Annotated in this window: 20 protein-coding genes; 8 read left to right on the forward strand and 12 right to left on the reverse strand. The window is 74.1% G+C overall.

The features are described 5' to 3' along the window. Window positions 1–233: 233 nt before the first annotated feature. Window positions 234–1,316: an aldose epimerase family protein gene (locus tag OH807_RS08820; RefSeq protein ID WP_406196015.1), complete on the reverse strand. Its 1,083-nt coding sequence runs from the start codon at window positions 1,314–1,316 to the stop codon at window positions 234–236. 276 nt (window positions 1,317–1,592) lie between these two features. After that, window positions 1,593–4,583 (reverse strand): ATP-binding protein, encoded by a 2,991-nt coding sequence (locus OH807_RS08825; protein WP_406196017.1) that lies wholly within the window; start codon window positions 4,581–4,583, stop codon window positions 1,593–1,595. Window positions 4,584–4,877: 294 nt separating this feature from the next. Between OH807_RS08825 and OH807_RS08830 the strand changes: the two genes are divergently transcribed. The 4 genes from OH807_RS08830 to OH807_RS08845 all read left to right on the forward strand — a co-directional run bounded on the left by OH807_RS08830 (window position 4,878) and on the right by OH807_RS08845 (window position 8,762). Beyond that, window positions 4,878–5,828 carry a terpene cyclase gene (locus OH807_RS08830; RefSeq protein ID WP_406196019.1) on the forward strand — a complete coding sequence of 317 codons (951 nt, stop codon included), beginning with the start codon at window positions 4,878–4,880 and terminating at the stop codon, window positions 5,826–5,828. 296 nt (window positions 5,829–6,124) lie between these two features. Then, window positions 6,125–7,648, forward strand: coding sequence for an aldehyde dehydrogenase family protein (locus tag OH807_RS08835; RefSeq protein ID WP_406196022.1), 1,524 nt, complete (start codon window positions 6,125–6,127; stop codon window positions 7,646–7,648). A gap of 118 nt (window positions 7,649–7,766) precedes the next feature. Then, on the forward strand, window positions 7,767–8,003 hold the full coding sequence (locus tag OH807_RS08840; protein WP_406196024.1) for a hypothetical protein: 237 nt from the start codon (window positions 7,767–7,769) through the stop codon (window positions 8,001–8,003). Between the two features lie 435 nt (window positions 8,004–8,438). Beyond that, window positions 8,439–8,762 carry a nuclear transport factor 2 family protein gene (locus tag OH807_RS08845; protein ID WP_406196026.1) on the forward strand — a complete coding sequence of 108 codons (324 nt, stop codon included), beginning with the start codon at window positions 8,439–8,441 and terminating at the stop codon, window positions 8,760–8,762. A 63-nt stretch (window positions 8,763–8,825) separates the two neighbouring features. Here OH807_RS08845 and OH807_RS08850 read toward each other — a convergent pair whose 3' ends face one another. Next, window positions 8,826–10,049, reverse strand: a complete 1,224-nt coding sequence (locus tag OH807_RS08850; RefSeq protein ID WP_406196028.1) for a serine hydrolase domain-containing protein — start codon at window positions 10,047–10,049, stop codon at window positions 8,826–8,828. Window positions 10,050–10,136: 87 nt separating this feature from the next. Here OH807_RS08850 and OH807_RS08855 point away from each other — a divergent pair, with 87 nt between their 5' ends. From OH807_RS08855 to OH807_RS08870, 4 genes are all read left to right on the forward strand, one after another. Next, a complete protein-coding gene (locus tag OH807_RS08855; protein ID WP_406196030.1) occupies window positions 10,137–10,646 on the forward strand; it encodes an NUDIX hydrolase in 510 nt (169 codons plus the stop codon). A gap of 32 nt (window positions 10,647–10,678) precedes the next feature. Further along, window positions 10,679–11,548, forward strand: a complete 870-nt coding sequence (locus OH807_RS08860) for a TetR/AcrR family transcriptional regulator (RefSeq protein ID WP_406196032.1) — start codon at window positions 10,679–10,681, stop codon at window positions 11,546–11,548. Window positions 11,549–11,735: 187 nt separating this feature from the next. After that, on the forward strand, window positions 11,736–13,838 hold the full coding sequence (locus OH807_RS08865; RefSeq protein ID WP_406196035.1) for a hypothetical protein: 2,103 nt from the start codon (window positions 11,736–11,738) through the stop codon (window positions 13,836–13,838). A 334-nt stretch (window positions 13,839–14,172) separates the two neighbouring features. Beyond that, window positions 14,173–16,443 carry a glycosyl hydrolase family 18 protein gene (locus OH807_RS08870; protein ID WP_406196037.1) on the forward strand — a complete coding sequence of 757 codons (2,271 nt, stop codon included), beginning with the start codon at window positions 14,173–14,175 and terminating at the stop codon, window positions 16,441–16,443. Between the two features lie 114 nt (window positions 16,444–16,557). On the opposite strand, the gene OH807_RS08875 is transcribed toward OH807_RS08870, so the two are convergent. From OH807_RS08875 to OH807_RS08915, 9 genes are all read right to left on the reverse strand, one after another. After that, the gene (locus OH807_RS08875) at window positions 16,558–17,268 is read right to left on the reverse strand and encodes a spermidine synthase (protein ID WP_406196039.1); all 711 of its coding nucleotides are present in this window, start codon (window positions 17,266–17,268) and stop codon (window positions 16,558–16,560) included. 70 nt (window positions 17,269–17,338) lie between these two features. Beyond that, window positions 17,339–18,397: a YeiH family protein gene (locus tag OH807_RS08880; RefSeq protein ID WP_406210819.1), complete on the reverse strand. Its 1,059-nt coding sequence runs from the start codon at window positions 18,395–18,397 to the stop codon at window positions 17,339–17,341. 13 nt (window positions 18,398–18,410) lie between these two features. Further along, window positions 18,411–18,980 (reverse strand): cysteine dioxygenase, encoded by a 570-nt coding sequence (locus OH807_RS08885; protein WP_406196041.1) that lies wholly within the window; start codon window positions 18,978–18,980, stop codon window positions 18,411–18,413. 177 nt (window positions 18,981–19,157) lie between these two features. After that, the gene (locus OH807_RS08890; protein ID WP_406196043.1) at window positions 19,158–20,072 is read right to left on the reverse strand and encodes a LysR family transcriptional regulator; all 915 of its coding nucleotides are present in this window, start codon (window positions 20,070–20,072) and stop codon (window positions 19,158–19,160) included. A gap of 232 nt (window positions 20,073–20,304) precedes the next feature. Continuing rightward, window positions 20,305–21,186, reverse strand: a complete 882-nt coding sequence (locus OH807_RS08895; protein ID WP_406196045.1) for an amino acid ABC transporter permease — start codon at window positions 21,184–21,186, stop codon at window positions 20,305–20,307. Further along, window positions 21,183–21,827 (reverse strand): amino acid ABC transporter permease, encoded by a 645-nt coding sequence (locus OH807_RS08900; RefSeq protein ID WP_406196048.1) that lies wholly within the window; start codon window positions 21,825–21,827, stop codon window positions 21,183–21,185. Before OH807_RS08900 ends, OH807_RS08895 begins: the two co-directional genes overlap by 4 nt. Window positions 21,828–21,837: 10 nt before the next feature. Further along, the gene (locus OH807_RS08905; RefSeq protein WP_406196050.1) at window positions 21,838–22,725 is read right to left on the reverse strand and encodes a glutamate ABC transporter substrate-binding protein; all 888 of its coding nucleotides are present in this window, start codon (window positions 22,723–22,725) and stop codon (window positions 21,838–21,840) included. 8 nt (window positions 22,726–22,733) lie between these two features. Next, window positions 22,734–23,459: an amino acid ABC transporter ATP-binding protein gene (locus OH807_RS08910; RefSeq protein WP_406210822.1), complete on the reverse strand. Its 726-nt coding sequence runs from the start codon at window positions 23,457–23,459 to the stop codon at window positions 22,734–22,736. A gap of 92 nt (window positions 23,460–23,551) precedes the next feature. Next, entirely contained in the window at window positions 23,552–23,797 is a 246-nt protein-coding gene (locus OH807_RS08915) for a LapA family protein (protein WP_406196052.1), read from the reverse strand. Between the last annotated feature and the right edge of the window lie 115 nt (window positions 23,798–23,912).

A 23,912-nucleotide genomic window follows, 5' to 3' on the forward strand; every position in this document is an offset into this window, starting at 1 on the left:
CCGTGCGGTAGTTGACAGCCGCCGCCACGGGCAGGGGTTCGCCCTTGTTTGTCCGTTTCACCCCGGTGACGGACGGGCAGATTAGTACGCCGCGTTGCAGAAAGCTCCTTGCAGCCGGGCCCACGAAAAGAGCCCGGACCGTCGGCCCGGGCTCACTCCGTCCTCCTGCTCCGTCCTCCTGTGCTCGCCCTGTGCTCGTCCTGCCGCGGACTGCCGCGGGCTGCCGCGTCCGGTCAGCCCACCCCGAGCCGCAGCACCGTCGTCGAGCGGAACTCCTCGCCCGGCCGCAGCACGGTGCTGGGGAAGTCCGGGTGGTGCGGGGCGTCCGGGAAGTGCTGGGTCTCCAGGGCGATCCCCGCGAACGGGCCGTACGCGACGCCGCTCGCACCCGTCACCGCCCCCTGGAACTTGTTGGCGGTGTAGACCTGCACGCCAGGCTCGGTAGTCAGCACCTCCAGCGTGCGGCCGCTCGCCGGGTCCTCCAGGAGCGCCGCCCGGGCCGGGGTGCCGTCGGCCGGCCGCGGGCGGAGCACCCAGTTGTGGTCGTACCCGCCGGGCCCGGCCAGCTGCGGGTGCTCGTCGTGCACCGACTTGCCGATCGGCCGGGCCGCGGTGAAGTCGAACGGTGTGCCGGCCACCGGCTCGGTCCGCCCGTACGGGATCTGCCGGCCGTCCGCCGGGGTGAAGGCATCGGCCTCCAGGGTGAGCAGGTGGCCGAGGACGTCCCCGCTGCCCTCGCCGCCGAGGTTGAAGTACGCGTGGTTGGTGAGGTTCAGGACGGTCGGGCGGCTGGTCACGGCGCGGTAGGCGATGGCCAGCTCCCCGCCCGCGCTCAGGGTGTACTCGACGGTGACGTCGAGCGCGCCCGGGAACCCCTGATCGCCGTCCGGGCTGTGCAGGTGCAGCCGGACGCCGTCGGGCAGCGCCTCGGTCTCCCACATCCGGTGCGCGAAGCCGTCCGGGCCGCCGTGCAGGGTGACCCCGCCGCCGGTCGGGGCGAGCGGGTGCTCCTCGCCGTCGATGGTGACCTTGCTGGCATCGATCCGGTTGGCGTACCGGCCGACCACGGCGCCGTAGTGCCGGGCCGGGCCGAGGAGCTCGGCGAGCCGGTCGGCGGCGAGCAGCAGCTGCGCGGGCCGGCCGGCGCGGTCGGGCGCGGAGAGCGTGTGCAGGGTGGCGCCGAGGTTGAGCACGCTCGCCTCGTACGGGCCGGCCTGCAGCGTCCAGCGCTCGATCGCGGCGCCCACGCCCGAAGGTTCGAGGGGCTCGCGCCGCACGGTGGTCGCCTGCGACCCGTTCGCCGGGGGCGTCGCCATGACCTGCTCCTCACTGGCGGCCGCGGCGCACACCGCGGCCCCTGGTACCGGATCCGTCCGGGGCCAGCGGCGGCGGCCCCGGTGGGTGAAAGCCTAGGGGTTTCCCGACAATTCGTGCCGTATCAGCACGCGGCGTCGGGCAGCCCGCCCGGCGCAGGGCGCACGGCCGGGCCGGTCGGGGTCGGGGCGCGGCGCCGGAGCGGGCCGGGCGGCGACGGGCGGGCCGGGCACCGTCACCACCCCGCCCCGCGTCACCGTCACTCCTCCCCGGCACCGTCACTCCTCCGCGGCGCCGCGCTGCTCGGGCGGCAGGCCGAGCGCCGACGCCAGCCCGTCCGGGCCGCTGCCCGCCTTGCGGTAGACCGCCGCCAGCCGGCGGTTCACCAGACTGAGGTGGACACCCAGCTCCTCGGCGATCCGCTGCGGCGGCACGCCCCGGACGGCCAGCCGGGCGACGTCCCACTCGGGCTGGCTGAGCATCTCGCGGACGTCGCCCAGCCGGTTGGGCCGCAGGCCGTAGTTGGCCAGCTCGCGGCGGGCCCGCTCGACCAGGCCGTCGGCGGCGCAGTGCTGGGCCAGCTCGATGCCCTGGTACAGGAACTCCTGGGCGTCCTCCAGCCGGCCGACCCGGCGCAGCGCGGCGCCCAGGTCCACCAGCGCGAAGGCGTGCTCGTAACCGGCCGGCGACTGGCCGAGGTACCGGACGGCCTCCTCCAGCAGCTCGACGGCCTGCTGGCCGTCCTCGATCTCGGCCTGCAGCCGCAGCGCGGTGCCGATCGCCGAGGCGGTGCCGAACCGGCGGGCGTCCAGCACCGAGCGCTGGGCGTACCCGCGGGCGCGCTCCGGCTCGTCCTCGGCGAGGGCGACGCCCAGGTGACCGGCCCACGGCGCCCAGACCGTGTTGTGCCAGCCGCGGGTGTCCAGCTGCGCGCCCGCCTCGGTGAGCGCGGCGGCGGCGCCGGCCTTGCGGCCCTTGGCGAGCAGCAGCTTGCCGTACAGCGAGGCGGCGTCCGGCAGCACCATCGCGGTGGCGTGGTACGGCGGGCCGAAGCCGAAGCCGGTCGCGAGCTCCCACGCCTCCTGGTTGCGGCCGCGGGCGATCAGGGTGTCCACCAGGACGCCGACGGCGTCCCAGGCGAGCGGCAGCTTGGGGCCGATCCGCTCGGAGAGCCGCAGCGCGCGGCGCAGGAAGTCCTCGGCCTCGGCGAGCAGCCCGCGGCGGAACCGCGCCAGGCCCATCAGGAAGTACGCGAAGCCGCGGTGGGCCCCGCTCCAGCCGGCGATCTCGAACTGGACGATGGCGTCCCCGAAGAGCCGCTCGGCCTGGGCGATCCGGTCGTTGTAGGTGTAGGCGAGGCCGAGCGTGGCGGGCAGTTCGAAGCCCCAGGTGCTGTCGGTCCAGCCGAGGCCCTTGGGCAGCCGGCCCTGGTCGAGGACTTCGTCCGCGTGCCGCAGCGCCTCCGTGGAGGGGTCACCGCGCAGGGTGAGGTCCCAGGCGCGCATCGCCAGCACGGCCCGGTCGGCGGCCTCCCGGCCGGTGAGGCTGCGGCAGAGCTCGCCCAGCCGCTCCGAGCGGCCCGGCCCGTCCTCCTCGGACTTGCGGTAGGCGTGCCACATGAACGAGGCCGCCTCCAGCCGGAGCCGGCCGGACGGGTCGCCGACGGTCTGCGCCGCCTCGTCCTGGCAGACCCGCGCCGCCTCGCCGAGCTGGCCGCTGTGGGCGAGCACCTCGGAGAGCCGGAACGTGGCGTCGACCCGGAGCGAGGGGCGCAGCGGCCCCTCCTCGGGGTCGAGGGCGAGCTTCAGCTGGTTGACGGTGGCGTGCGGGTCGGTGAGCAGGGCGGAGCAGCCGAGTTCGTAGAGCACCTCGGCGCGGATGTCGTCGTCCGGCGGCTCGGCCAGGGCGCGGTGCAGGCAGCGCTGGGCGGCCTCGGGGGCGCCGATCAGCAGGTGTTCCTGGGCGGCCCGGCGCAGTTTGCGGACGGTGCGGTCGTCGCCCTCGCCGGGGAAGGTCTCGACCAGGTGGCGGGAGGCGGCGAGCAGGCCGAGCCCGGCGTTCTCGATCTCGGCGGCGGCCACGCCGTGCATGCCGGTCCGGGTGGACTCCTTCATGGTGTTGTAGATCGAGCTGCCGATCAGCGGGTGGACGAACTCCAGGTTCCCGTTGGGCGTCTGGGTGAGGACGCGTTGCTTGCGCAGCTGCTTGATGGACTCGCGGGCGCCCTCGGGGGTCTGGGTGGAGATCCGGGCGGCGAGCTCGGACCGGATGTCGGTGCCGAGCATCGCGCAGGCCCAGGCGAACCGCAGGGTGCTGGCGCCGAGGCGTTCCAGCCAGCCGGTGAGGGTCGTCCCGGTGGCGTCGACGGCGAGTTCGCGCAGCTGCTGGGAGTTCTCCTCGACGGGGTCGAGCTCCTGGTCGCGGACCTGGTCCAGCAGGGCGACGGCCTCGAAGGGGTTGCCGTTGACGACGTTCCAGAACTCGTAGCAGAACGCGTCCTCGGCCTTGTCGCCGAACTCGGTGCGGATCATGTCGGTGACGGAGACGAGGGTGAGCCGGCTCAGCTCGTGCCGGCGGGTGGCGAGCGAGGTGACGGCGCTCTGGTGCTCCTGCGCCTCGGGCTGCCAGTCGACGAGGTCGTCCCGGTAGGCGAAGACCAGCAGGACGGGCAGTTCGCGGGCGCGGACGGCGAACTGAGCGAGCCAGGCCAGTGATTCGAGGTCGGACCAGTGCAGGTCGTCGACGATCATCACCAGCGGCGCCCGGCGCGGGGCGAGCTGGGTGAGCACGTAGTCGAGGCCGTCGCGCACGCCCTGCGGGTCGAGGCGGCGGGCCCCGGCCTTCGGCTGCTTGAGGCCCATGGCCGGGCCGACCACCTCCTCCCATGTCCCCATGACCTGCCGGAACTCGGCCGGTCCGAGGCTGCCGAGGACGGGCTGGAGCAGCTGGCGCAGGACGTGGTACGGCTCGTTGGACTGGCGTTCGCCGCCGCGGGCGAACAGCACGGTGGCGCCGTCGCGGAGCTTGGCGAGCCGGCGGACTTCGTGCAGCAGGCTGGTCTTGCCGATGCCGGGGCGGCCGGAGAAGGTGAGCAGTTCGCCGATCTCGGTGCCGCCGGCCGCGAACTCGCGGCAGAGTTTGTCCACCGCGGCTTCGGCGGAGCGGACTTCGGCGTCCCGGTCGCGCAGCCTGACCCGGACCGGCACGGCTTCCGGTTCCCGCCCGCCGGTGCCCTCCCCCGCCCGAAGTTCGTGTCCCTGGTCGGTCACCGTCGTGCCTCCGCCTCGCCGTTCCCTGCTCGTGGAGCCGAGATTAGCGCCGTCGGGGGCGCGCTGTTCGGCATTCGCCCAGGCTGGGGCGGAGATCGAGGGTTCGGACGGGTTGCCAAGGGCAATTGCCCTATATCCCTAACGTCCGATCATTGCATCGGATACTCTACGGCCCCCGAAACGAGTTGATCTTGCCATGCCGTTTCGCCCGCGTCGAGCCATTTCGCTCCAACTCCCCCACATTGCTTACCAGTAGTACAAGCAGCCCCCACCCTTCGCCGCACCGGGAGTCCGATGTCTGACGACACCTCACTTCAGATTCCGTTCCCGCACCGCCGCAGCCCGCACGGGCCGTACGCCGCCGAGCTCCACCGCGCCTGGCTGACCAGGCATCCGCTGCTCCCCGACCCCACCCACCCGTCGTACGCCCACTGGGACGTCGTCGCCCTCGCCGCCCTCGGCTACCCCGATGCCGGCCAGGACGAACTCACCCTGGCCGCCGACCTGATGGGGTTCTACTTCCTCTTCGACGACCAGTTCGACGGGCCGCTCGGACGCCGCCCCGCCGAGGTGGCCCCGATCTGCGAGCGGCTGATCGCCATCCTGCACGGCGCCGCCCGGCCGGACCGCTCCTCCGCCGTCGAGACCGCCTTCGCGGACCTCTGGAACCGCAGCGCGCACGGCATGCCCGCGCGCTGGCAGGCGCGCGCCGCGTACAACTGGGAGTGGTACCTGGCCAGTCACCCCGCCGAGGCGGCCGGCCGGATCTCCGAGCGCCCGCCGGACCGTGACGGCTACCTGGCGCTCCGGCGCGGCACGGCCGCCATGGAGACCATCTTCGACATGGTCGAGCGCCTCGGCCACTTCGAGGTCCCCGCCGCCGTCCTGCACCACCCGGTCCTGCGCCAGATCCGCCAGCTCGCCGCCGACATCCCCTCGCTCAGCAACGACGTCCGCTCCTTCCCGCTGGAGGCGCCGCGCGGCGACGTCAACAACCTGGTGCTGATCGTGCAGCGGGAGCGGCACTGCTCGGCCGAGGAGGCCTGCGCGGTGGTGATGGCCGAGGCCCAGCTGATGGTCGAGCGCTGCCGCGAGCTGTACGAGCAGCTCCCCGACGTCCACCGCGAACTCGGCCTGTCCCGGGTCGAGCGGAGCATCGCCCAGCGCTACGCCGACGGCCTGGTCACCTGGCTGGCCGGCTACCTCGACTGGGAGGCCCGGACCGGCCGTTACCTGGCCGCCTGAGCCGTCGGCCGCGCTCCGGCCCGCCGCGGCCCGGGCCGCCGACCGCCCGGGCCGCGGCGAAAGGCGGCCGGGGCCCGCGGGCGAACGGCCGGGACTGCCGGAGTACGGCCGGAATGCCCACCCTCCGTCCACGGAGGCGGTACGGACCGTAGCCGTGCGGCGGTGTCCGCGGCTAGATTGGCCGGGCGTGTCCGACCCCTCCGCCGGGCCGTCGGGGCCACCCGGCCCGCGGTCCGGCGCGCCGCCCGGCCCGCGCGGCCGCGGCGGTGCCCCGACAACGCGAGGAGGCACCAGCCATGACGGTCTACCAGCCCCCCGGCCGGCCCGGATCCATCGTCACCTACCGCCCCCGGTACGAGCACTGGATCGGCGGGGCGTGGACGCCGCCGGTCCGCGGCGAGTACTTCGAGAACCCCAGCCCGGTCACCGGCGAGGTCTTCACCGAGGTGGCCCGCGGCACCGCCGAGGACATCGAGGCCGCACTCGACGCCGCCCACGCCGCCGCGCCGGCCTGGGGCCGCACCCCGCCCGCCGAACGCGCCCACGTCCTGCTGCGGATGGCCGACCGGATCGAGGCGCACCTGGAGGAGCTGGCCGTCGCCGAGAGCTGGGAGAACGGCAAGCCGGTGCGCGAGACGCTGGCCGCCGACCTCCCGCTCGCCGTCGACCACCTGCGCTACTTCGCCGGCGCGCTGCGCGCCCAGGAGGGCGGCCTCTCCCAGCTGGACGAGGACACCGTGGCGTACCACTTCCACGAGCCGCTGGGCGTGGTCGGCCAGATCATCCCGTGGAACTTCCCGATCCTGATGGCGGTATGGAAGCTCGCCCCGGCCCTGGCGGCCGGCAACGCGGTGGTGCTCAAGCCCGCCGAGCAGACCCCGGCCTCGATCCTGCTGCTGGTCGAGCTGACCGCCGACCTGCTGCCGCCCGGCGTGCTCAACGTGGTGAACGGCTTCGGCCTGGAGGCCGGCCGCCCGCTGGCCTCCAGCAGCCGGATCCGCAAGATCGCCTTCACCGGCGAGACCACCACCGGCCGGCTGATAGCGCAGTACGCCAGCGGCAACCTGATCCCGGTCTCGCTGGAGCTCGGCGGCAAGAGCCCCAACCTGTTCTTCGCCGACGTCGCGGCCGAGCAGGACGCCTTCTACGACAAGGCGCTGGAGGGCTTCGCGATGTTCGCCCTCAACCAGGGCGAGGTCTGCACGTGTCCGAGCCGGGCGCTGGTGCAGACCGCGGTCTACGACCGGCTGCTGGCCGACGGCCTGGAGCGGGTCCGGGCGATGCGCCAGGGCAACCCGCTGGACACCGAGACCCAGGTCGGCGCCCAGGCCAGCGACGACCAGCTGAAGAAGATCCTCTCCTACATCGAGGTCGGCCAGGCCGAGGGCGCCAAGGTGCTCACCGGCGGCGAACGCGCCGACCTCGGCGGTCCGCTGGCCGGCGGCTACTACGTGACGCCCACCGTCTTCGAGGGCGTCAACAGCATGCGGATCTTCCAGGAGGAGATCTTCGGCCCCGTCCTCTCGGTCACCCGCTTCGATGGATTCGAGGACGGCATCGCGCTGGCCAACGACACCTCGTACGGGCTCGGCGCGGGCGTCTGGACGCGGGACGGCAGCACCGCGTACCGGGCCGGGCGGGCGATCCAGGCCGGGCGGGTGTGGACCAACTGCTACCACGCCTACCCGGCACACGCGGCGTTCGGCGGGTACAAGAACTCCGGGATCGGCAGGGAGAACCACAAGACGGTGCTGGAGCACTACCAGCAGACCAAGAACCTGCTGGTGAGCTACTCGCCCGACGCGCTCGGCTTCTTCTAGGGCTTGTCCGACAGGGCTTGTCCGACAAGCCGTAGGGCCGCAGGTCCGGCTGCAACTGGCGCGCACCCTGGTCGGCGTCCTCAACCAGACGCTCGTCCCCCGGCTCGGCGGGGGCCGGGTGGCCGCCTTCGAGGTGCTGGTGGGCACGTCGGCGATCCGCAACCTGATCCGCGAGGGCAAGACGCGCCAGATCCGCAACATGATCGCGACCGGCCACCGTGACGGCATGCAGACCCTTGAGAGCAGCCTCAACGCCCTCGTCGCGGCAGGCGCCGTCGCCTACGAGGAGGCCGTGCTGCACACGGCCCGTCCGGAGGAGATCCAGCGGCCCCACGCCCCGGCGGGCCGCCCCTGACCGTCCGACGGCCGGCGCCTCGTCACTCAAGCAGCTCAGCCCGCTCAGGCCGCTCAAGCTGCTCCCGGCCGGGCTCGACCGGCGGCAGGGCGGGCGCAGACGCGGAGCGGGAGGCCGGGCCGGCCTCCCGCTCCGCAACCACTCCCCGTGGCCCGCGGCCGGACGCCCTCCGGGGCACCGGTCGCGGCTTCTCCCGCACTCGCCCGCCGGGCGGCCGCGCCGTCGCCGACGCGGCCCCCTCACGGGCGAGCAGGCCCTGCTGGGCCGTCAGATCCGACCGGACAGGCCCGCCGGATTGCTCAAATCACCCATACCGGGATCTAAGCACATCAATCTCGGAAATATCCGACGCGCCGCCGACATTCCCGGACACGCCCGGCGGACCCAATAGACAGGAGGTCGACACCCCGACCCCAACCCTCCGGGAGGCCGTCCATGACCATCGCCACCGCCAAGCTCTCCGACCCCACCGTGCGCGCCGCCGTCACCGCGATCAACGCGGGCGACCGGGCGGCCTTCACCGCGCTGCTGTCCGAGGGCGCGACCATGTCGGACGACGGCTCGGACCGCGACCTGCACGACTGGATCGACCGCGAGATCTTCAGCAGCCGCGGACACATGGACGTGCAGAGCGAGTCGGACCACGGGCGGGCGCTCGTCGCCAACTACAGCAACGAGACCTGGGGCGAGATGCGCACCGCCTGGCGTTTCAGCGTCGACGGCGGGCGGATCACCCGCTTCGAGACCGGCCAGGCCTGACCGGCCGGTCCCGGGCGGCGCACCGGCCCCGGCTCCCGGGGCCCGGGCCCGGCCCGACGACCGTCAGGACAGGCCGAGGCAGCTCCGCACCGCACGGATCAGGTTGCGGGAGCGGATGTCGCCCGTCACCCCCGGCTGCATGCCGTTGGTGACGTAACCGAAACCCAGCCCGAGCTCGGGGTCGGCGAAGCCGAGCGAGCCGCCCCGGCCCGGGTGGCCGAAGCTCGCGGGCGAGGCCATCAGCGCGGTCGGGCCGTGCCGGAAGAAGCCGAGACCGAAGGTCGAGTTCACGATCAGCACCCGGTCCGGCCCGCTCACCACCGGCCCGGCCGCGCGGGCCATCAGCTCCGGCCCGAGCAGCGGCGGCAGCAGGGCGCCCGGCCCGGCGCCGTGCCGGTCGGCCACGCCGACCAGCGCCGCGTAGAACCGGGCCAGCGACCGGGCCGTGCCGATGCCGCCCGCGCCGGGGATCTCGGCGGCCTGCACCGCCGGGTCGTTGAGGTCCACCCCGGGCCGCACCGAGGCGAAGGCCCGGGCGGTCAGCGAGGCCGGGTCCTGGTAGGCGTCCCGCACCGCCTGCTTGGGGCGCAGCCGCAGCCCGCTCGGCCCGGTCCGGGCGGCCTCCGGGGCGGGCAGGTCGACCAGCCGGCCGACCCGGGGCGCGGCGCCGGCCGGCAGCCCGATCCACAGGTCCAGCCCGAGCGGCCGGGCGATCTCCTCGGCGAAGTACTGGCCCACCGTGCGCCCGCTCACCCGCCGGACCACCTCGCCGACCAGCCAGCCGAAGGTGTACGGGTGGTAGCCGTGCGCGGTGCCGGGCTCCCAGGCGGGCGCCTGCGCCGCGACGGCGGCGGCCGCCCGCTCCCAGGTCAGCACGTCCTCCAGCCGCAGCGGCACGTCCAGCGCGGGCACCCCGGCCTGGTGCGAGAGCAGCCAGCGCACCGGGACACGCTCCTTTCCGGCCGCCTTGAACTCCGGCCAGTAGGAGGCGACCGGCGCGTCCAGGTCGAGCAGGCCGCGCTCGGCCAGCAGCAGCGCGGTGGTGGCGGTCAGCCCCTTGGTGACGGACCGCAGCACCTGCGCGGTGTCGGCCGTCCAGGGCACCGCGGGCGCGGGCCGGCCGCCGACCTCCGGCCGGGCGTCACCGCCCCACAGGTCGACCACCTTGCGGCCGTGCACGTAGAGCGCGAAGGCCGCGCCCAGCTCGCCGTACTCCTGGAAGTTGCGTGCGAAGGCGTCCCGCACCGGCTCGAAGCCCTCGGCCGCCTCGCCCCGGATCTCCACCACCGCGTGCCGCCCTCAGCCTGTCCGGATCGTGCCGGTCCCCGTGCCGGAACCGTTCGGCCCGGGCCCGGAAACCCTAACCTGTCCGTCATGACCACGAACCCCGCCGAAGAGCTGCTGGACGTCGTCGACGAGCACGACCGGGTGATCGGGACGGCCCCGCGCGGGGAGGTGTACCGGGACGGCCTGACCCACCGCTGCGTCTTCGTCCTGGTCCGCGACCCGGCCGGGCGGATCTTCGTCCACCGCCGCACCGACACCAAGCTGTTCGCCCCCGGCGCGCACGACATGTTCGTCGGCGGTGTCGTCGGCGCGGGCGAGACGTACGCGAGCGCCGCCGTCCGGGAGGCCGAGGAGGAGCTGGGGGTGAGCGGGATCGAACCGCGGCGCCTGTTCAAGTTCCTGTTCCGCCAGGACGAGCTCTCCTGGTGGTGCGACATGTACGAGGCGGAGTGGGACGGGCCGGTCTCGCCGCAGGAGTCGGAGGTCGCCTGGCACGCCTGGCTCACCGCCGAGGAGCTGGACGAGCGGCTGGCCCGCGACGAGTTCGTTCCGGACGGACTGGTGGCGTACCGCCGCTACCAGGAGCTGTGCGGCTAGGGGGCGTGGGCCGGCCGGATAGGGTGGCGCGCATGGCTTCCCGTACGCCGTCCGCGTCGCCCCCGTCCGCGAGCCCGCACCGGAGCGGTGACCGGCGCACCGGCTCCAGCAGCGGCAGCGCCACCGGCACCGAGGGCGGCACCGGCACCGGCCGGGCCGCCGAGCGGCCGCGCCGTCGGCTGAGCGTGGACGAGCGGCGCGAACAGCTGATCACCGTCGCCCTGGAGCTGTTCAGCCGCCGCCCGCCGGAGGAGGTGTCGATCGACGACATCGCGGCCGCGGCCGGCGCCTCGCGGCCCTTGGTCTACCACTACTTCCCCGGCAAGCAGGCCCTGTACGAGGAGTCGCTGCGGCGGGCCGGGCGGGAGCTGGCCGGTCGCTTCGAGGAGCCGGCCGAGGGCCCGCTCTCCGAGCGCCTCCACCGGGTGATGGGCCGCTACCTGGACTTCGTGCAGAGCCACGGGCCGGGCTTCGCGGCGTTGCTGCGCGGCGGCTCGGTGGCCGCCAGCGCCGGGACGTCCGCGGTGATCGACGATGTCCGGCGGGCCGCGGCCGACCAGATCCTGGTGCACCTGGCCGTCCCCGTACCCAGTCCGGCCCTGCGGCTCACCGTCCGTGCCTGGATCGCCAACGCCGAGATCACCTCGCTGGAGTGGCTGGCCGACCGCTCGCTGCCGCTGGAGGAGCTCCAGCTCCACCTCGTCCAGGAGTTCGTGGCGGCGCTGACGCTGACCGCCGCCCGGGAACCCGCGGTGGCGGCCGAACTGGCCGGGTTCCTGAGCCACGAGCGCCCCGACGGACCGACCGGCCGGCTGGTGCGCGACCTCGCCGCGCTGTTCGCCGTGCCGGGGATCGCGGACTCCGTCGCCGCGCTGGCCACCGCCCGGCCGGCCGCCGACTGACCCGTCCGGGCCGGCCGCTCCGGCCCGGCCTGCACAGAGCGGCCACAAGGGCTGCACCGGGCGCCGGTTCTGCCCCGGCGGCGGCCTCTGATAGGAATGAGCACGGATCTGACGGCGCGCCGGTCAACGGCTCGCCCGGACCGCCGGACCAGCCGGCGCACACGGAGCAGAGCGGGGGGCTCATCAGTTGACCCAGGACGGCCAGTACACCGCGGAGGCCAACCCCTTCGCCGCCGCGGAGCAGGTGTCCGCGACGCTCGGGGCACTCACCGAGGCCCTCTTCGAGCCGCACACCTCGCGCCACCCCGCGGCCGCGCTCGGCGCGCTGCGCCCGGGCGCGCACCCGGCCGCCGAGACGCTCTTCACCCTCCGGCTCGCCCCCAACGGCCCGGTGTACGACGCCGTCGACCGGCTCGGCACCGTCGTCACCGCCGGGACGGCCCGCCCCGGCTCCGGGGCCCGGGTGGCCGAGCTGGCCACCGGCGCGCTGCTGGCCCGGTACGGCGGCGGCCCGGTGCGCGGCGCGGTCGCCGACCGGGGCACCGCCTCGGCCGCCCTGTTCGAGCTGCCGGTGAGCGCCGAGCCCGCCGACCCCCAGCTCCGCCCGCCGTTCGCCGCCGCCCTGGCCGCGCTCGCCGCCGGGCAGCAGACCCGGCAGCCGGTCGAGCTGGCCACCGGCGCCGGCGCGGAGGTCCGCCTGGTCGTCCCGCCCGGCTTCCACGCGCTGACCGCGCCGGGCGGCCCGCCCGGCGCGTCGGCCCGGACGGTGCCCACCGGCACGGCCGCCACCACGCCGGGCGTCGACCCGGCCACCGGCGCGGCCGCCGCGGAGCTGACCACCCATCTGGCCGAGGTCGCCGAAGAACTGTTCAGCGGGACGGGCCCGGCGCCGCGCCGCGACTTCGCGGTGATCGCCGCCACCCTGGCGGACGCCGTCACCGCCTCCGGCGCGGTCTACGCGGGCGTCTGCGCGGTGGAGGTGGACGGCCGCCCGAGCGACGCCACCCTGGTCGTCTCGCTCGCCCAGCACCCGCTGCCGATCACCGGGCTCGCCACCGAGCTGGCCACCCTCCGCCGGCACGCCGAGGTCTGGACCGTCCTGCTGCCGGCCGGCCCGGCCGCCGTCCTCGTCGAGGGCCGCAGCGTCCCGGTGCCCGGCCCGCTCGCCGCGGACGGGCAGCGGCGCTGGGCGGTCACCGCGGCGGTGGAGGCGTTCGTCCCGCTGCCGGACGGCGTCTCGGTGCTCTGCGTCCAGCTGGCCACCGCCCGGCCGCAGGACTGGGACCTCTACGCGGGGGCCTTCGCCGAGCTGCTGCGCAGCGTGCAGTTCGGCTGGGACGGCGTGGCCGGCAAGGTCACCGCGCCGGCCGTCCCCCTCCCGGCCGCCGTCCCCACGCTCAACCCGACGCCGGCCCGGGGCTTCCCCGCCGCGCCCGCGCCTGCGCCCGCACCGGTCGAGGTGGAGCCGGCCGCTCCGGTGTCCCCCGTCCCCGCCCCCGCCCCCGCCCCCGCCCCGGCGCCGGCGGAGCCGGTCCCGGCCGGCCTGCCGACGGTGTTCACCGACCCCGCTCCGGCCGGCCGCACGCCGCTGCCCGTGCACCTGCGCGGTACGCCGGTGCGCGTCCCCCCGGCCGACTTCAACCCCTTCGCCCCGGTCGCCGACCCGACGCCCGCCCAGCCGATCCTCGTCCCGGCCGACGGGCCGTTCGAGGCGGTGACCGACGGGCCGTTCGACCCGGTGGCCGCCGGCACCGCCGGTGGCCCGGCCGGCGCCTTCGCCGGCCCGCCCGCCGAGGACCCGGACCGGACGCCCCGGGGCACACCCGTCACGATCCCGCCGCCGGACTTCAACCCCTTCGCGCCACTCGCCCCGACGCTGACCGACACCACGGTGCCGGACACCGGGGCGGACGACCGCCCGAAGGGCACGCCGGTGGAGATCCCGCCGCCGGACTTCAACCCCTTCGCCCCCCAGCCCACCAACACCTTCACCCCGGCCGCCGCCCCGGCCGCCGCGGCCCCGGTCACCGACCCCTTCCGGACGGTGACCGCCGACCAGCCGGTCGACCCGTTCGGCACCACCCTCCCGCAGCAGTCGGCGGCCGTCCCGCCGCCGCCCACGGCCCCGCCCGTCGTCGGCGCGGCCCCGTCGGACGACCGGAAGCCCAAGGGCACGCCGGTGGAGATCCCGCCGCCGGACTTCAACCCCTTCGCCCCCCAGCCCACCAACACCTCCGCCCCCGCCGCCGCCCCGGCCGCCGCGGCCCCGGAGACCAGCCCCTTCGGCTGAGCCGCACCCGCCGGTGGCCGCCTCCCCCGCGGAGGCGGCCACCGGCGCGTCCGCCCCTCCCGGAAGCCGCCGCCGGCCTGCCCGCGCGGCCGCGCCGGCACCGGCCCGGTCATGCTCACGATCGCCAACTGGTACAGACCTATTGCCAGTTGCCGACCGGCTCCCTACCCTCGGGGAGCACAGGATCCTCCGCGGCACCCCGACGGCCCGAGGTCTCCGCTCCGCGCTGCCCCACGGCCGGAGCGCCCGCACGCTGCTCCACGCACCTGACACCTCCCCACAGGTAACGGGGCACCCCGGCATGCCCGGAGGCCCCAGGACAGGAGCCACACCCATGCGCAGACGTCGGATCAAGCTGCCGCTGCTCGCGGCCGGGACCCTGCTCGTCCCGCTGCTCGCCGTCTCCCTGCCCAGCACCGCCGCCCACGCCGCCGGGTCCGCGACCGCCGCGTTCACCAAGGGCAGCGACTGGGGCAGCGGCTACGAGGGCAGCTACACCATCAGCAACGGCTCCAGCGCCCCGGTCAACGGCTGGACGCTGGAGTTCGACCTGCCGGCCGCCAACACCGTCGCCTCGCTCTGGAACGCGAGCTACACCACGGCGGGCTCGCACGTCACGGTGAAGAACCCGAGCTGGGCCGGGACTCTGCCGCCCGGCGGCACGTACAACCTGGGCTTCAACATCGCCTACTCGGGCACCTACAAGCCGCTGCTCAACTGCAAGCTGAACGGCCAGCCGTGCGACGGCGCCGGCGGCGACACGACCGCGCCGACGGTGCCGGGCAGCCTCCAGGCGGGCACCACCACCCAGACCTCGGTGGACCTCTCCTGGACCGCGAGCACCGACAACGTCGCGGTCACCGGGTACGACGTCTACCAGGGCAGCACCAAGGTGGCCACCACGGACGGCACCGCCACCGGCGTCACCGTCCAGGGCCTGACCGCCGGCACCGCCTACCAGTTCACCGTGCAGGCCTTCGACGCGGCGGGCAACCGCTCGGCCGCCGCCGGCCCGGTGAGCGCCACCACCAAGCCGCCGACCGACCCGGACAAGCAGGCGCCCTCCACGCCCGGCACCCCGCTGGTCACCGGCTCGGACGCCAACAGCATCTCGCTCACCTGGGGCGCCAGCACCGACAACGTCGGCGTCACCGCCTACGACGTCTACAGCGGCACCGGGCTCGCCGCGACCGTCACCGGCACCTCCGCCACCGTGGGCAACCTGGCGCCGGACACCTCGTACACCTTCACCGTGAAGGCCCGCGACGCGGCCGGCAACGTCTCCCCGGCCTCGAACGCGGTGACCGGCAAGACCCAGCCCGGCGGGAGCAACCCCGGCGCGCTGAAGATCGGCTACTTCACCCAGTGGAGCATCTACGCCCGCGGCTACAGCGTGAAGCAGCTCGACACCTCCGGCTCGGCCGGCCGGCTCACCACGCTCAACTACGCGTTCGCCAACATCCACCCGACCACCAAGCAGTGCTTCATCACCAACAAGGCGGCCGGACCGGACAACGACCCCAACGCGGGCGACGGCGCCGGTGACGCCTGGGCCGACTTCGGCAAGGGCTGGGACGCGGGCAGCTCGGTGGCCGGCACCACCGACACCTGGGACCAGAAGCTGGCGGGCAACTTCAACCAGCTGAAGCAGCTCAAGGCCAAGTACCCCAACCTCAAGATCCAGATCTCGCTGGGCGGTTGGTCGTACAGCAAGTGGTTCTCCGACGCGGCGGCCACCGACGCCTCCCGCAAGGCGCTGGTCAGCTCCTGCATCGACATGTACATCAAGGGCAACCTGCCGGTCATCGACGGCCGCGGCGGCGCGGGCAGCGCGGCCGGCATCTTCGACGGCATCGACCTCGACTGGGAGTGGCCGGCCTCCGGCGGGCACGACGGGAACATCTTCCGTCCGACCGACAAGGCCAACTACACCCTGCTGGCGCAGGAGTTCCGCCGCCAGCTGGACGCGCTCGGCAGCACCACCGGCAAGCACTACACGCTGAGCGCCTTCCTCCCCGCCGACCCGGCGAAGGTCACCGCCGGCATCGACATCCCCGGCCTCTTCGGTGCCTTCGACTTCGCCACCATCCAGGGCTACGACTACCACGGCGGCTGGGAGACGACGACCAACCAGCAGTCCGCCATCAAGCTCGCGGCCGGTGACCCGAGCACGCCGGACCGGCAGTTCAGCTCCGAGATCGCCATCAACGCCTACGTCACCGGCGGCGCTCCGAAGAGCAAGCTGACCCTGGGCATCCCGTTCTACGGACGCGGCTGGACGGGTGTGCCGCGCGGCACCACCAACGGCCTGTTCCAGACCGCCACGGGCCCCGGCCCGGGGACGTACGAGGCCGGGTTCGAGGACTACAAGAAGCTCAAGCAGATGGCCACGAGCGGCGGTTACACCCTCTACCGGGACCCGGTGGCCGGCCACGCGTACATCTACAACGGGACCGTCCTCTACACCTACGACGACCCGATCGAGATCGCCCGCAAGACCGCCTGGATCAAGTCCCAGGGGCTGGCCGGCGCGATGGTCTGGGCCTTCGACGGCGACACGCCCAACGGCGAGCTGATGGCCGCCGTGGACAACGGCCTGAAGTAGCCCGCCCCGACGGGGGCCGTCCCGGGGTGGTGCCGTTCCGGCGCCCTCCCCACCGGGGCGGCCCCACCGGGGCCCACCGGGAACGCCCCGGAGCGCCCGGCCCGCCGTACCCGCTCAGTCGGTGCGGCGGGCCAGGTGCACGACGTCCGGCACACCCCGGGCAACCGGGATCTCGTGGGTGACCACGCCCGAGAAGCCCGCCGCGCGCAGCGCCTCCTCGAAGGCCGTGGAGGGCTGCGCGCTCCAGACCGCCAGCACCCCGCCCGGCAGCAGGCGGTGCCGGAGCACCGCCAGCCCGTCCGCGCCGTACAGCCCGGCGTTGGAGTCGGTGACCGTCCAGTCCGGGCCGTTGTCGATGTCGAGGCAGAGCGCGTGGTAGCGCTCGCCGTCCGCCCCCGCCAGGTACTCCAGCAGGTCGGTGTGAAGGACGGCCACCCGGTCGTCCTCCAGTGCGCCGGCCGAGAAGGCGGCCAGCGGGCCACCCCGGTGCCAGTCGATGATCGCGTTCTCGCGCTCGACGATCGCGATCCGGCCCCAGCGCGGCTCGGCCGCCGCGTACGCCAGCGAGAAGCCCACGCCGAGCCCGCCGATCAGCACCGACGGCCGCTCGACCGCGGTGCCGGTCCGGTCCAGCTCGTCCAGCGCCGCCTGGATCAGCAGCCGCTCGGAGCGCCCGTCGGCGGTGTCCATCAGGAAGCAGCCGTTGGCGATGATCTCGAAGTGCCGCCCCCGCTGCCGCAGGACCACCTCGCCGAAGGGGCCCTCCCGCCGGTCGAGCGTGACGACGGCGTCGTGACCGTCCCGTTCGGGCAGTGCGGTGGACATTCGGGTTCCTCTGCGGACTCGGGTGCGCGGACTACCCGCCCGACAATAGCCGAGGCCGGGCGGCGGCCGGTCACGTCGTGATCAGTACTCCCGCGTAGGAAACACCGGCCACCATCACCCACGATCCGAGGCCGAGCAGGGCGATCCGGCCGCCGGTGCGCACCATGGTGGGCAGGTGGACGGCGCTGCCCAGTCCGAAGAGGGCGGCGGCCAGCAGCAGCTCCTGCGCGTCCCCGGCGAGGGTGAGCGCCCGGTCGGGCAGCAGGCCGGTGGTGCGCAGCGCGATCATCGCCAGGAAGCCGGCGACGAACAGCGGGACGATCGGCGGCCGCCGGCCCGCCGCGGCCGTCCCGTCGGGCGTTCCGTCTGGCGTTCCGCGGCGGGCCCGGCGCGCGGCGACGGCGACCCCGGCGACCAGTGGCGCCAGCAGCACCACCCGCATCAGCTTCACCAGCACCGCCTCGCGCAGCGCGCCCGGTCCGCCGGTCTGCGCCGTCGCGACCACCTGGCCGACGTCGTGCACGCTGGCGCCGACCCAGCGGCCGAACTCGGCCTCGCCGAGGCCGAGCGGCTGCTGGAGCAGCGGGAGGACGGCGATCGCCAGAGTGCCGCAGAGGGTGACCAGCGCCACCGAGGCGGCGACGTCCTCCTCCTCGCTGCCGGCGGCCTGGCTGACCGCGCCGATCGCGGAGGCCCCGCAGATCGAGTACCCGGTGGCGACCAGCAGCGGTTGGTCGCCGGGCAGGCCGAGCCGGCGGCCGAGCCACCAGGTGCCGGCGAAGGTGGCGGCGACCACGGCGAGCACCATGGCGACGGTGGCCCAGCCGAGCCCGAGCACGTCGTCCAGGCTGAGCTTGAGGCCGAGCAGCACGATGCCGAGCCGCATCAGCCGGCGCCCGGCCGTGGACAGGCCGGGCCGGGCGACGCCGCGGACCACCGGCCGCACGCCGGGCAGGTGGGCGGCGGCGATGCCGAGCGCCACGGCGGCGGTGAGCTTGGGCACGGCGGGGACGGCCTGGTGGACGGCGAGCGCGGCGGCCACGCCGAGCGCGGCGAGCAGCAGGCCGGGGGCGTCCCCGCCGAGCGGGGGCAGCGAGCGGGTGCGGACGCGCCGCTCCCGGACGGTCAGTGCCACGACGCGCTCACCGCCGGTCGTCTGCGGGCAGCTGGTAGACCCGGCGGATGCTGGTGCCGAGCCGGGCGACGTCGGCCCCGTAGACGTGGATCGAGATGGCGGTGGAGGAACAGGCGTTGCGGACGAGGTGGATGTCCCCCGGCGGGGCGAAGGCGGCGACGCTGCCGGCCGGACCGACCACGTGGTCGGTCTCGACGAGGTGTGCGGTGCGCCCGTCGGAGACCAGCCGGTAGCGGGTCTCGCTCTCCTGGCCCCGGTGGACGCCGGCCACGCACCAGGCGACGTGGTCGTGGATCGGGGTCTGCTGGCCGGGCAGCCAGACCAGGGCGACGACGGAGAAGCTGCCGTCGCGCTCCGCGTGCAGGACGTGCTGGCGGTAGCGTTCGGCGTCGCCCTCGCGCTGGGCGGCGGTGAGCAGGTCGTCGTCGCCGAGGTGCGGGGCGAGCCGTTCGCCGACCAGGTAGGCGGTGAGCTCGGGGGGCAGGCCGCGGTCGACGACCGCGCGGATCTCGCCGACCAGGGCGGTCATGCGCTCGCTGAGCCGGTCGCTGCCGACCGTGGTGGCTGAGGGTGTCATGGCAGCAGGTTCGACCCGGCCGACCCATCACGTCCAAGGAGGGTTTTTAGCATTCCCCAAAATTGCACTTATGGATGGCGCGAGGACCGTTCCCCCGGCATCCGTGGGCCGCGGCCCGGTACCCCCGGGGCCGGCCCCGTACCGCCCGGGCCCGTCACGGTCCGCGCGGCCGCGGGTTCAGCAGCCGACCCGGGCGGCGGCCGCCGACCGCAGGTGGTCCAGGACGAGCGCGGTGGCCGGGATCCGGCGGTGCTCGCGCAGCACGTACGCGCTGACCTGCCGGCGCAGGTGGGGTTCGACGGCCCGCCCGGTGACCTTGCGGTGGCACATGAAGGAGAGCACCAGCGCGGGCATCAGCGCGATCCCGACCCCTGCGGCGACCAGGCTCTGGACGGCGAGGTTGTCGTCGGTCGAGAAGACGATGTCGGGCGCGAAGCCCTCCTCGGCGCAGACGTGCAGCAGGTTGGCCCGGCAGCGCGGGCAGCCGGCTATCCAGCGCTCGCCGTCGAGGTCGGCCAGCCGGACGGCGTGCCGGCGGCCCAGCGGGTGGCCGACCGGCAGCAGGACGGTGAGCAGGTCCTCCATCAGCGGGATCTCGTCCACGCCGTCGGGCAGCTCGGTGGCGACGCCCGGGTAGCGGAAGGCCAGCGCGATGTCGCACTCGCCCCGCAGCAGGCGCTGGACGGAGTCCGGCGGTTCGGCCTCCAGCAGTTCGACGCGGACGCCGGGGTGGTCGGTGAGCAGCCGCGCCATCGCCTCGGGTATCAGGGTGGCGTTGGCGCTCGGGAAGGCGCAGACCCGGACTCTCCCGGCCCGCAGCCGGGCGAGTGCGGCGAGCTGCTGCTGGGCGGCCGAGAGGCTGCCGAGGATCAGTTCGGCGTGCCGGGAGAGCGCCTCGCCCGCCTCGGTGAGGCGCAGCCCGCGCCCGGCGCGGGTGAACAGCGGTACGCCGACGGACCGTTCCAGTGCCTTCATCTGCTGGGTGATGGCGGGCTGGGTGTAGCCGAGTTCGCGGGCGGCCGCGGAGTAGGAGCCGGCCCGGACGACCTCGTGGAAGGTTCTGATGTGCCGTGAGTCGAATACCGGCTCCACTGCGCCTCCGCCCGCTCTGCCCGCACGTCCGGGCAATCATAAGCAGACTTTGGAGGTCTCGGGCCTGACCCCGTTCGCACCTATGGTTCACGGACGAACCGCCCTCCCCCGGCGCCCCCGCCGCGCCCGGCCGGAGGCCCGTCGCCACCGCCCCGGGCGCCCCCGCCGCAGGCTGTCGTCGTGCTGTCCGCGCACCCCGGCCGCCGTCGGGCGGCGTGGTCCGACGGGGAGTTCACAGCGGCGGCGGCTCCTGGCCGGCCGGCGGCAGGCCCATCGACACCTCGGCCTCGGCCACCGGCGCACCGCCCCGCATGCGCGGGCTGCGCCGGCTGCGGCGCTCCACCCAGCGGGCGAGCCACGAGAGCAGCAGGCACATGCCGATGTAGACCGGTGCGATCACCATCACCACCGGGATGAACGGCAGGTCGTAGTCGAGGTTGGTGGCGATCAGCTTGCCCGCGTGCAGGAACTCCTCGTAGGTGATCAGGAACCCCAGCGAGGTGTCCTTGAGCGCCACCACGAGCTGGCTGATGATGGCCGGCAGCATCGCCCGGTTGGCCTGCGGCACCAGGACGTACGCCATCACCTGGGTCTTGCGCATGCCGAGCGCGTACGCCGCCTCCCGCTGCCCCGGGGGCACCGCCAGCACCCCGGCCCGGAACACCTCCGCCAGGACGGAGCCGTTGTAGAGCACCAGCCCGGCCACCAGGGCCCAGAGCGGCTCCACCTTGAGCGCGACGAAGATGAAGAAGATCATCACCAGCAGCGGCATGGCCCGGAAGAACTCCACCACCACCGTGGAGAACAGGCGGACCACCCGGTGGTCGGAGAGCCGGCCGGCCGCGAACAGCGCACCGAACGGCAGGGCGAACAGCACCGTCCAGCCGAAGGCCTTCAGGGTGTTGCCGAGCCCACGCAGCAGCAGGTCCTGGACGCCCTCGTACTCGAAGGCCATCCACTTCTCGTAGGTGAACTGCTGGGTGTGGAACAGCATGTAGACGATCCAGCCGATCAGCGCCGCGATCGCCACCAGCGCCAGCAGGCCGTACAGCCGGTGCCGGGCCAGCGCCCTGGGGCCGGGGATGTCGTAGAGCGCCGAGGATTCCGCCGTCATCGCGACACCGCCACTCGTCGTTCCAGCAGGTTGAAGACGGCGCTGACGGCCAACGTGATGATCAGGTAGCCGACCGCGATCCAGACGAAGGTCCAGACGATCCCGTACCCCAGCTCGTTGATGGTCCGGTAGCTGCCCAGCAGCTCGGTCACGCTGAACGAACCGGCGATCGCGGTGTTCTTGGCCAGCGCGATCATCACGCTGCCGATCGGCGCGACCACCGACCGGTACGCCTGCGGCAGCACCACCAGGCCCATCGTCTGGCCGAAGCTCATCCCCAGGCTGCGGGCCGCCTCGCCCTGACCGGTGGGGACGGTGTTGACGCCCGAACGCATCGCCTCGCAGACGAATGCCGAGGTGTAGCAGCCCAGTGTGAGCACCGCGAAGGTGAAGAACGGGAGGGTGATGTCGAACCGCGGCAGGCCCAGCACCACGATGAAGAAGAGCAGGGTCAGCGGGGTGTTGCGCAGCAGCGTCACCCAGGTCGTGCCGAACACCCGCAGCGGCTTCACCGGCGAGACCCGGAAGCTCGCGATCAGCACGCCCAGCACCAGCGCCAGCACGGCGCTCACCACGAACAGCGAGAGCGTGCCGAGGAACCCGTGCCAGTAGGTCGACCAGTTGTCGATCAGCGTTTTCACAACGGCCCTCTCAGTACCGGTCGATCGGCGGCGGAGTGGGCGCCGGCACCCCCGAGAGGCCGAGGGTGGCGTCGTAGGCCTTCCTCCAGTCGCCGTTCTCCTCGTGGTGCGCGAGGGCGTCGTTCAGCGCGCCGCGCAGCACGGTGTCGTTCTTCGGCGTCCCGATCCCGTACGGCTCCTGGGAGAACAGCGGCCCGACGACCTTGAGCTCGTCCGGCACCTTGGCCGCGTAGCCCATCAGGATGGTGTTGTCCGTGGTGACGGCGTCCACCTGGGCGGTGATCAGGTTGTCCACGCAGGCCGAGTAGGTGTCGTAGGTGACCAGGTGGGCCTTCGGGTACTGCTTCTCGATCCGCTGGGCCGGGGTGGAGCCGGCCGCCGAGCAGACCTTCCTGCCGTCCAGGTCCTGCGGGCCGTTGATGGTGGTCTCGTTGCGGCGCACCAGCAGCGACTGCCCGGCCAGGTAGTACGGGCCGGCGAAGCCGACCAGCTTCTTCCGGTTGTCGTTGATGGTGTACGTGCCGACGTAGTAGTCCACCTGACCGTTCTGCAGGGCCGTCTCGCGGTTCGCGGAGGCGATCGTCCGGAACTCGATCCGGTCGGGTGCGAAGCCCAGGTCGGCGGCGACCATCTTGGCGATCTCGATGTCGAAGCCCGAATACACCCCGGTGGCCGGGTTCTTCTGGCCCAGGTACGGCTGGTCCTCCTTGGCGCCGACCACCAGGTGGCCCCGGTCGCGCGCGGCGTCCAGGGTGGGCGAGCCGGTGATCCCGGCGCCGCTCGCCACCTGGTAGCTGGGCAGCGCGCTGGGCTGCGGCCCCTTCGGCGGCGGGGTGCCGGGCTTGCCGCAGCCGGCGAGCAGCACGGTCAGGACCGCGAGGGTCACGAACTTCTTCACGTGCGCCCTCAGTGCTTCAGGATCTTGGAGAGGAAGTCCCGGGCGCGCTCGCTCTCGGGGGCGCCGAAGAAGGCCTCCGGGGCGCGGTCCTCGACGATCCGCCCGTCGGCCATGAAGACGACCCGGTTGGCCGAGGCCCGGGCGAACCCCATCTCGTGGGTGACCACCACCATGGTCATGCCCTCGTGCGCGAGCCCGCGCATCACGTCCAGCACCTCGTTGATCATCTCCGGGTCGAGGGCCGAGGTGGGCTCGTCGAAGAGCAGGGCCTTCGGGTCCATCGCGAGCGCGCGGGCGATCGCGACCCGCTGCTGCTGCCCGCCGGAGAGCTGGGCCGGGTACTTGTCCGCCTGGGTGACCAGCCCGACCCGCTCCAGCAGCGCCCGGGACTTCGCGTCGGCCTCCGCCTTCGAGCGGCCGCGGACCTTGATCTGCGCGAGCGAGACGTTCTGCAGCACCGTCCTGTGCGCGAACAGGTTGAACGACTGGAAGACCATCCCGACCTCGGCGCGCAGCCGGGCCAGCCCCTTGCCCTCCGCCGGCAGCGGGCGGCCGTCGATGACGATGCTGCCGGACTCGATCGGCTCCAGGCGGTTGATCGCCCGGCAGAGGGTGGACTTCCCCGAGCCGGAGGGCCCGATCACCACCACCACCTCGCCACGGCCCACCGTCAGCTCGATGTCCTGCAGGACGTGCAGCTCGCCGAAGTGCTTGTTGACGCCCCGCAGCTCGATGAGCGGGGCGTAGGCGGCGGGCGCCCCCGGAGCGGGCCCGGGCGCCCTCCCGGGTGTGGGTGCGGGCCCCGGTTCCGGTGCGGGGGCGTCGGTCACCGGTCGCGCCGCCCCTTGAGCAGCCAGCCCAGCGCGCCGCCGGCCACCAGGGTGGCCAGCAGGGCGATCCAGAGCGGTGCGGTGACGGTGAACACCCAGAACTGGATCTTGACTCGCTCCAGGTTGGCGAACAGGAACCACACCGCGAGCACGACGATGATGCCGATCCCGATGTACCGGGTCGGGATGCCGGCGATCTCACTGCGCTTGGTGCTGGACGAGCCGTCCGAAATCTTGGTCACTTGCGCAGTCTGCGGTCCGATCCACCGATTTGTCCGGCTACGCGCCCGGGAGTAACCCGCACGGGGCAACCCCGCCCGGTGCGGGCCTGCCCCGGCCAGGGGCCGCCGGCGCCCG

The organism is Kitasatospora sp. NBC_01560, from assembly GCF_045208415.1.
Lineage (GTDB): Bacteria > Actinomycetota > Actinomycetes > Streptomycetales > Streptomycetaceae > Kitasatospora.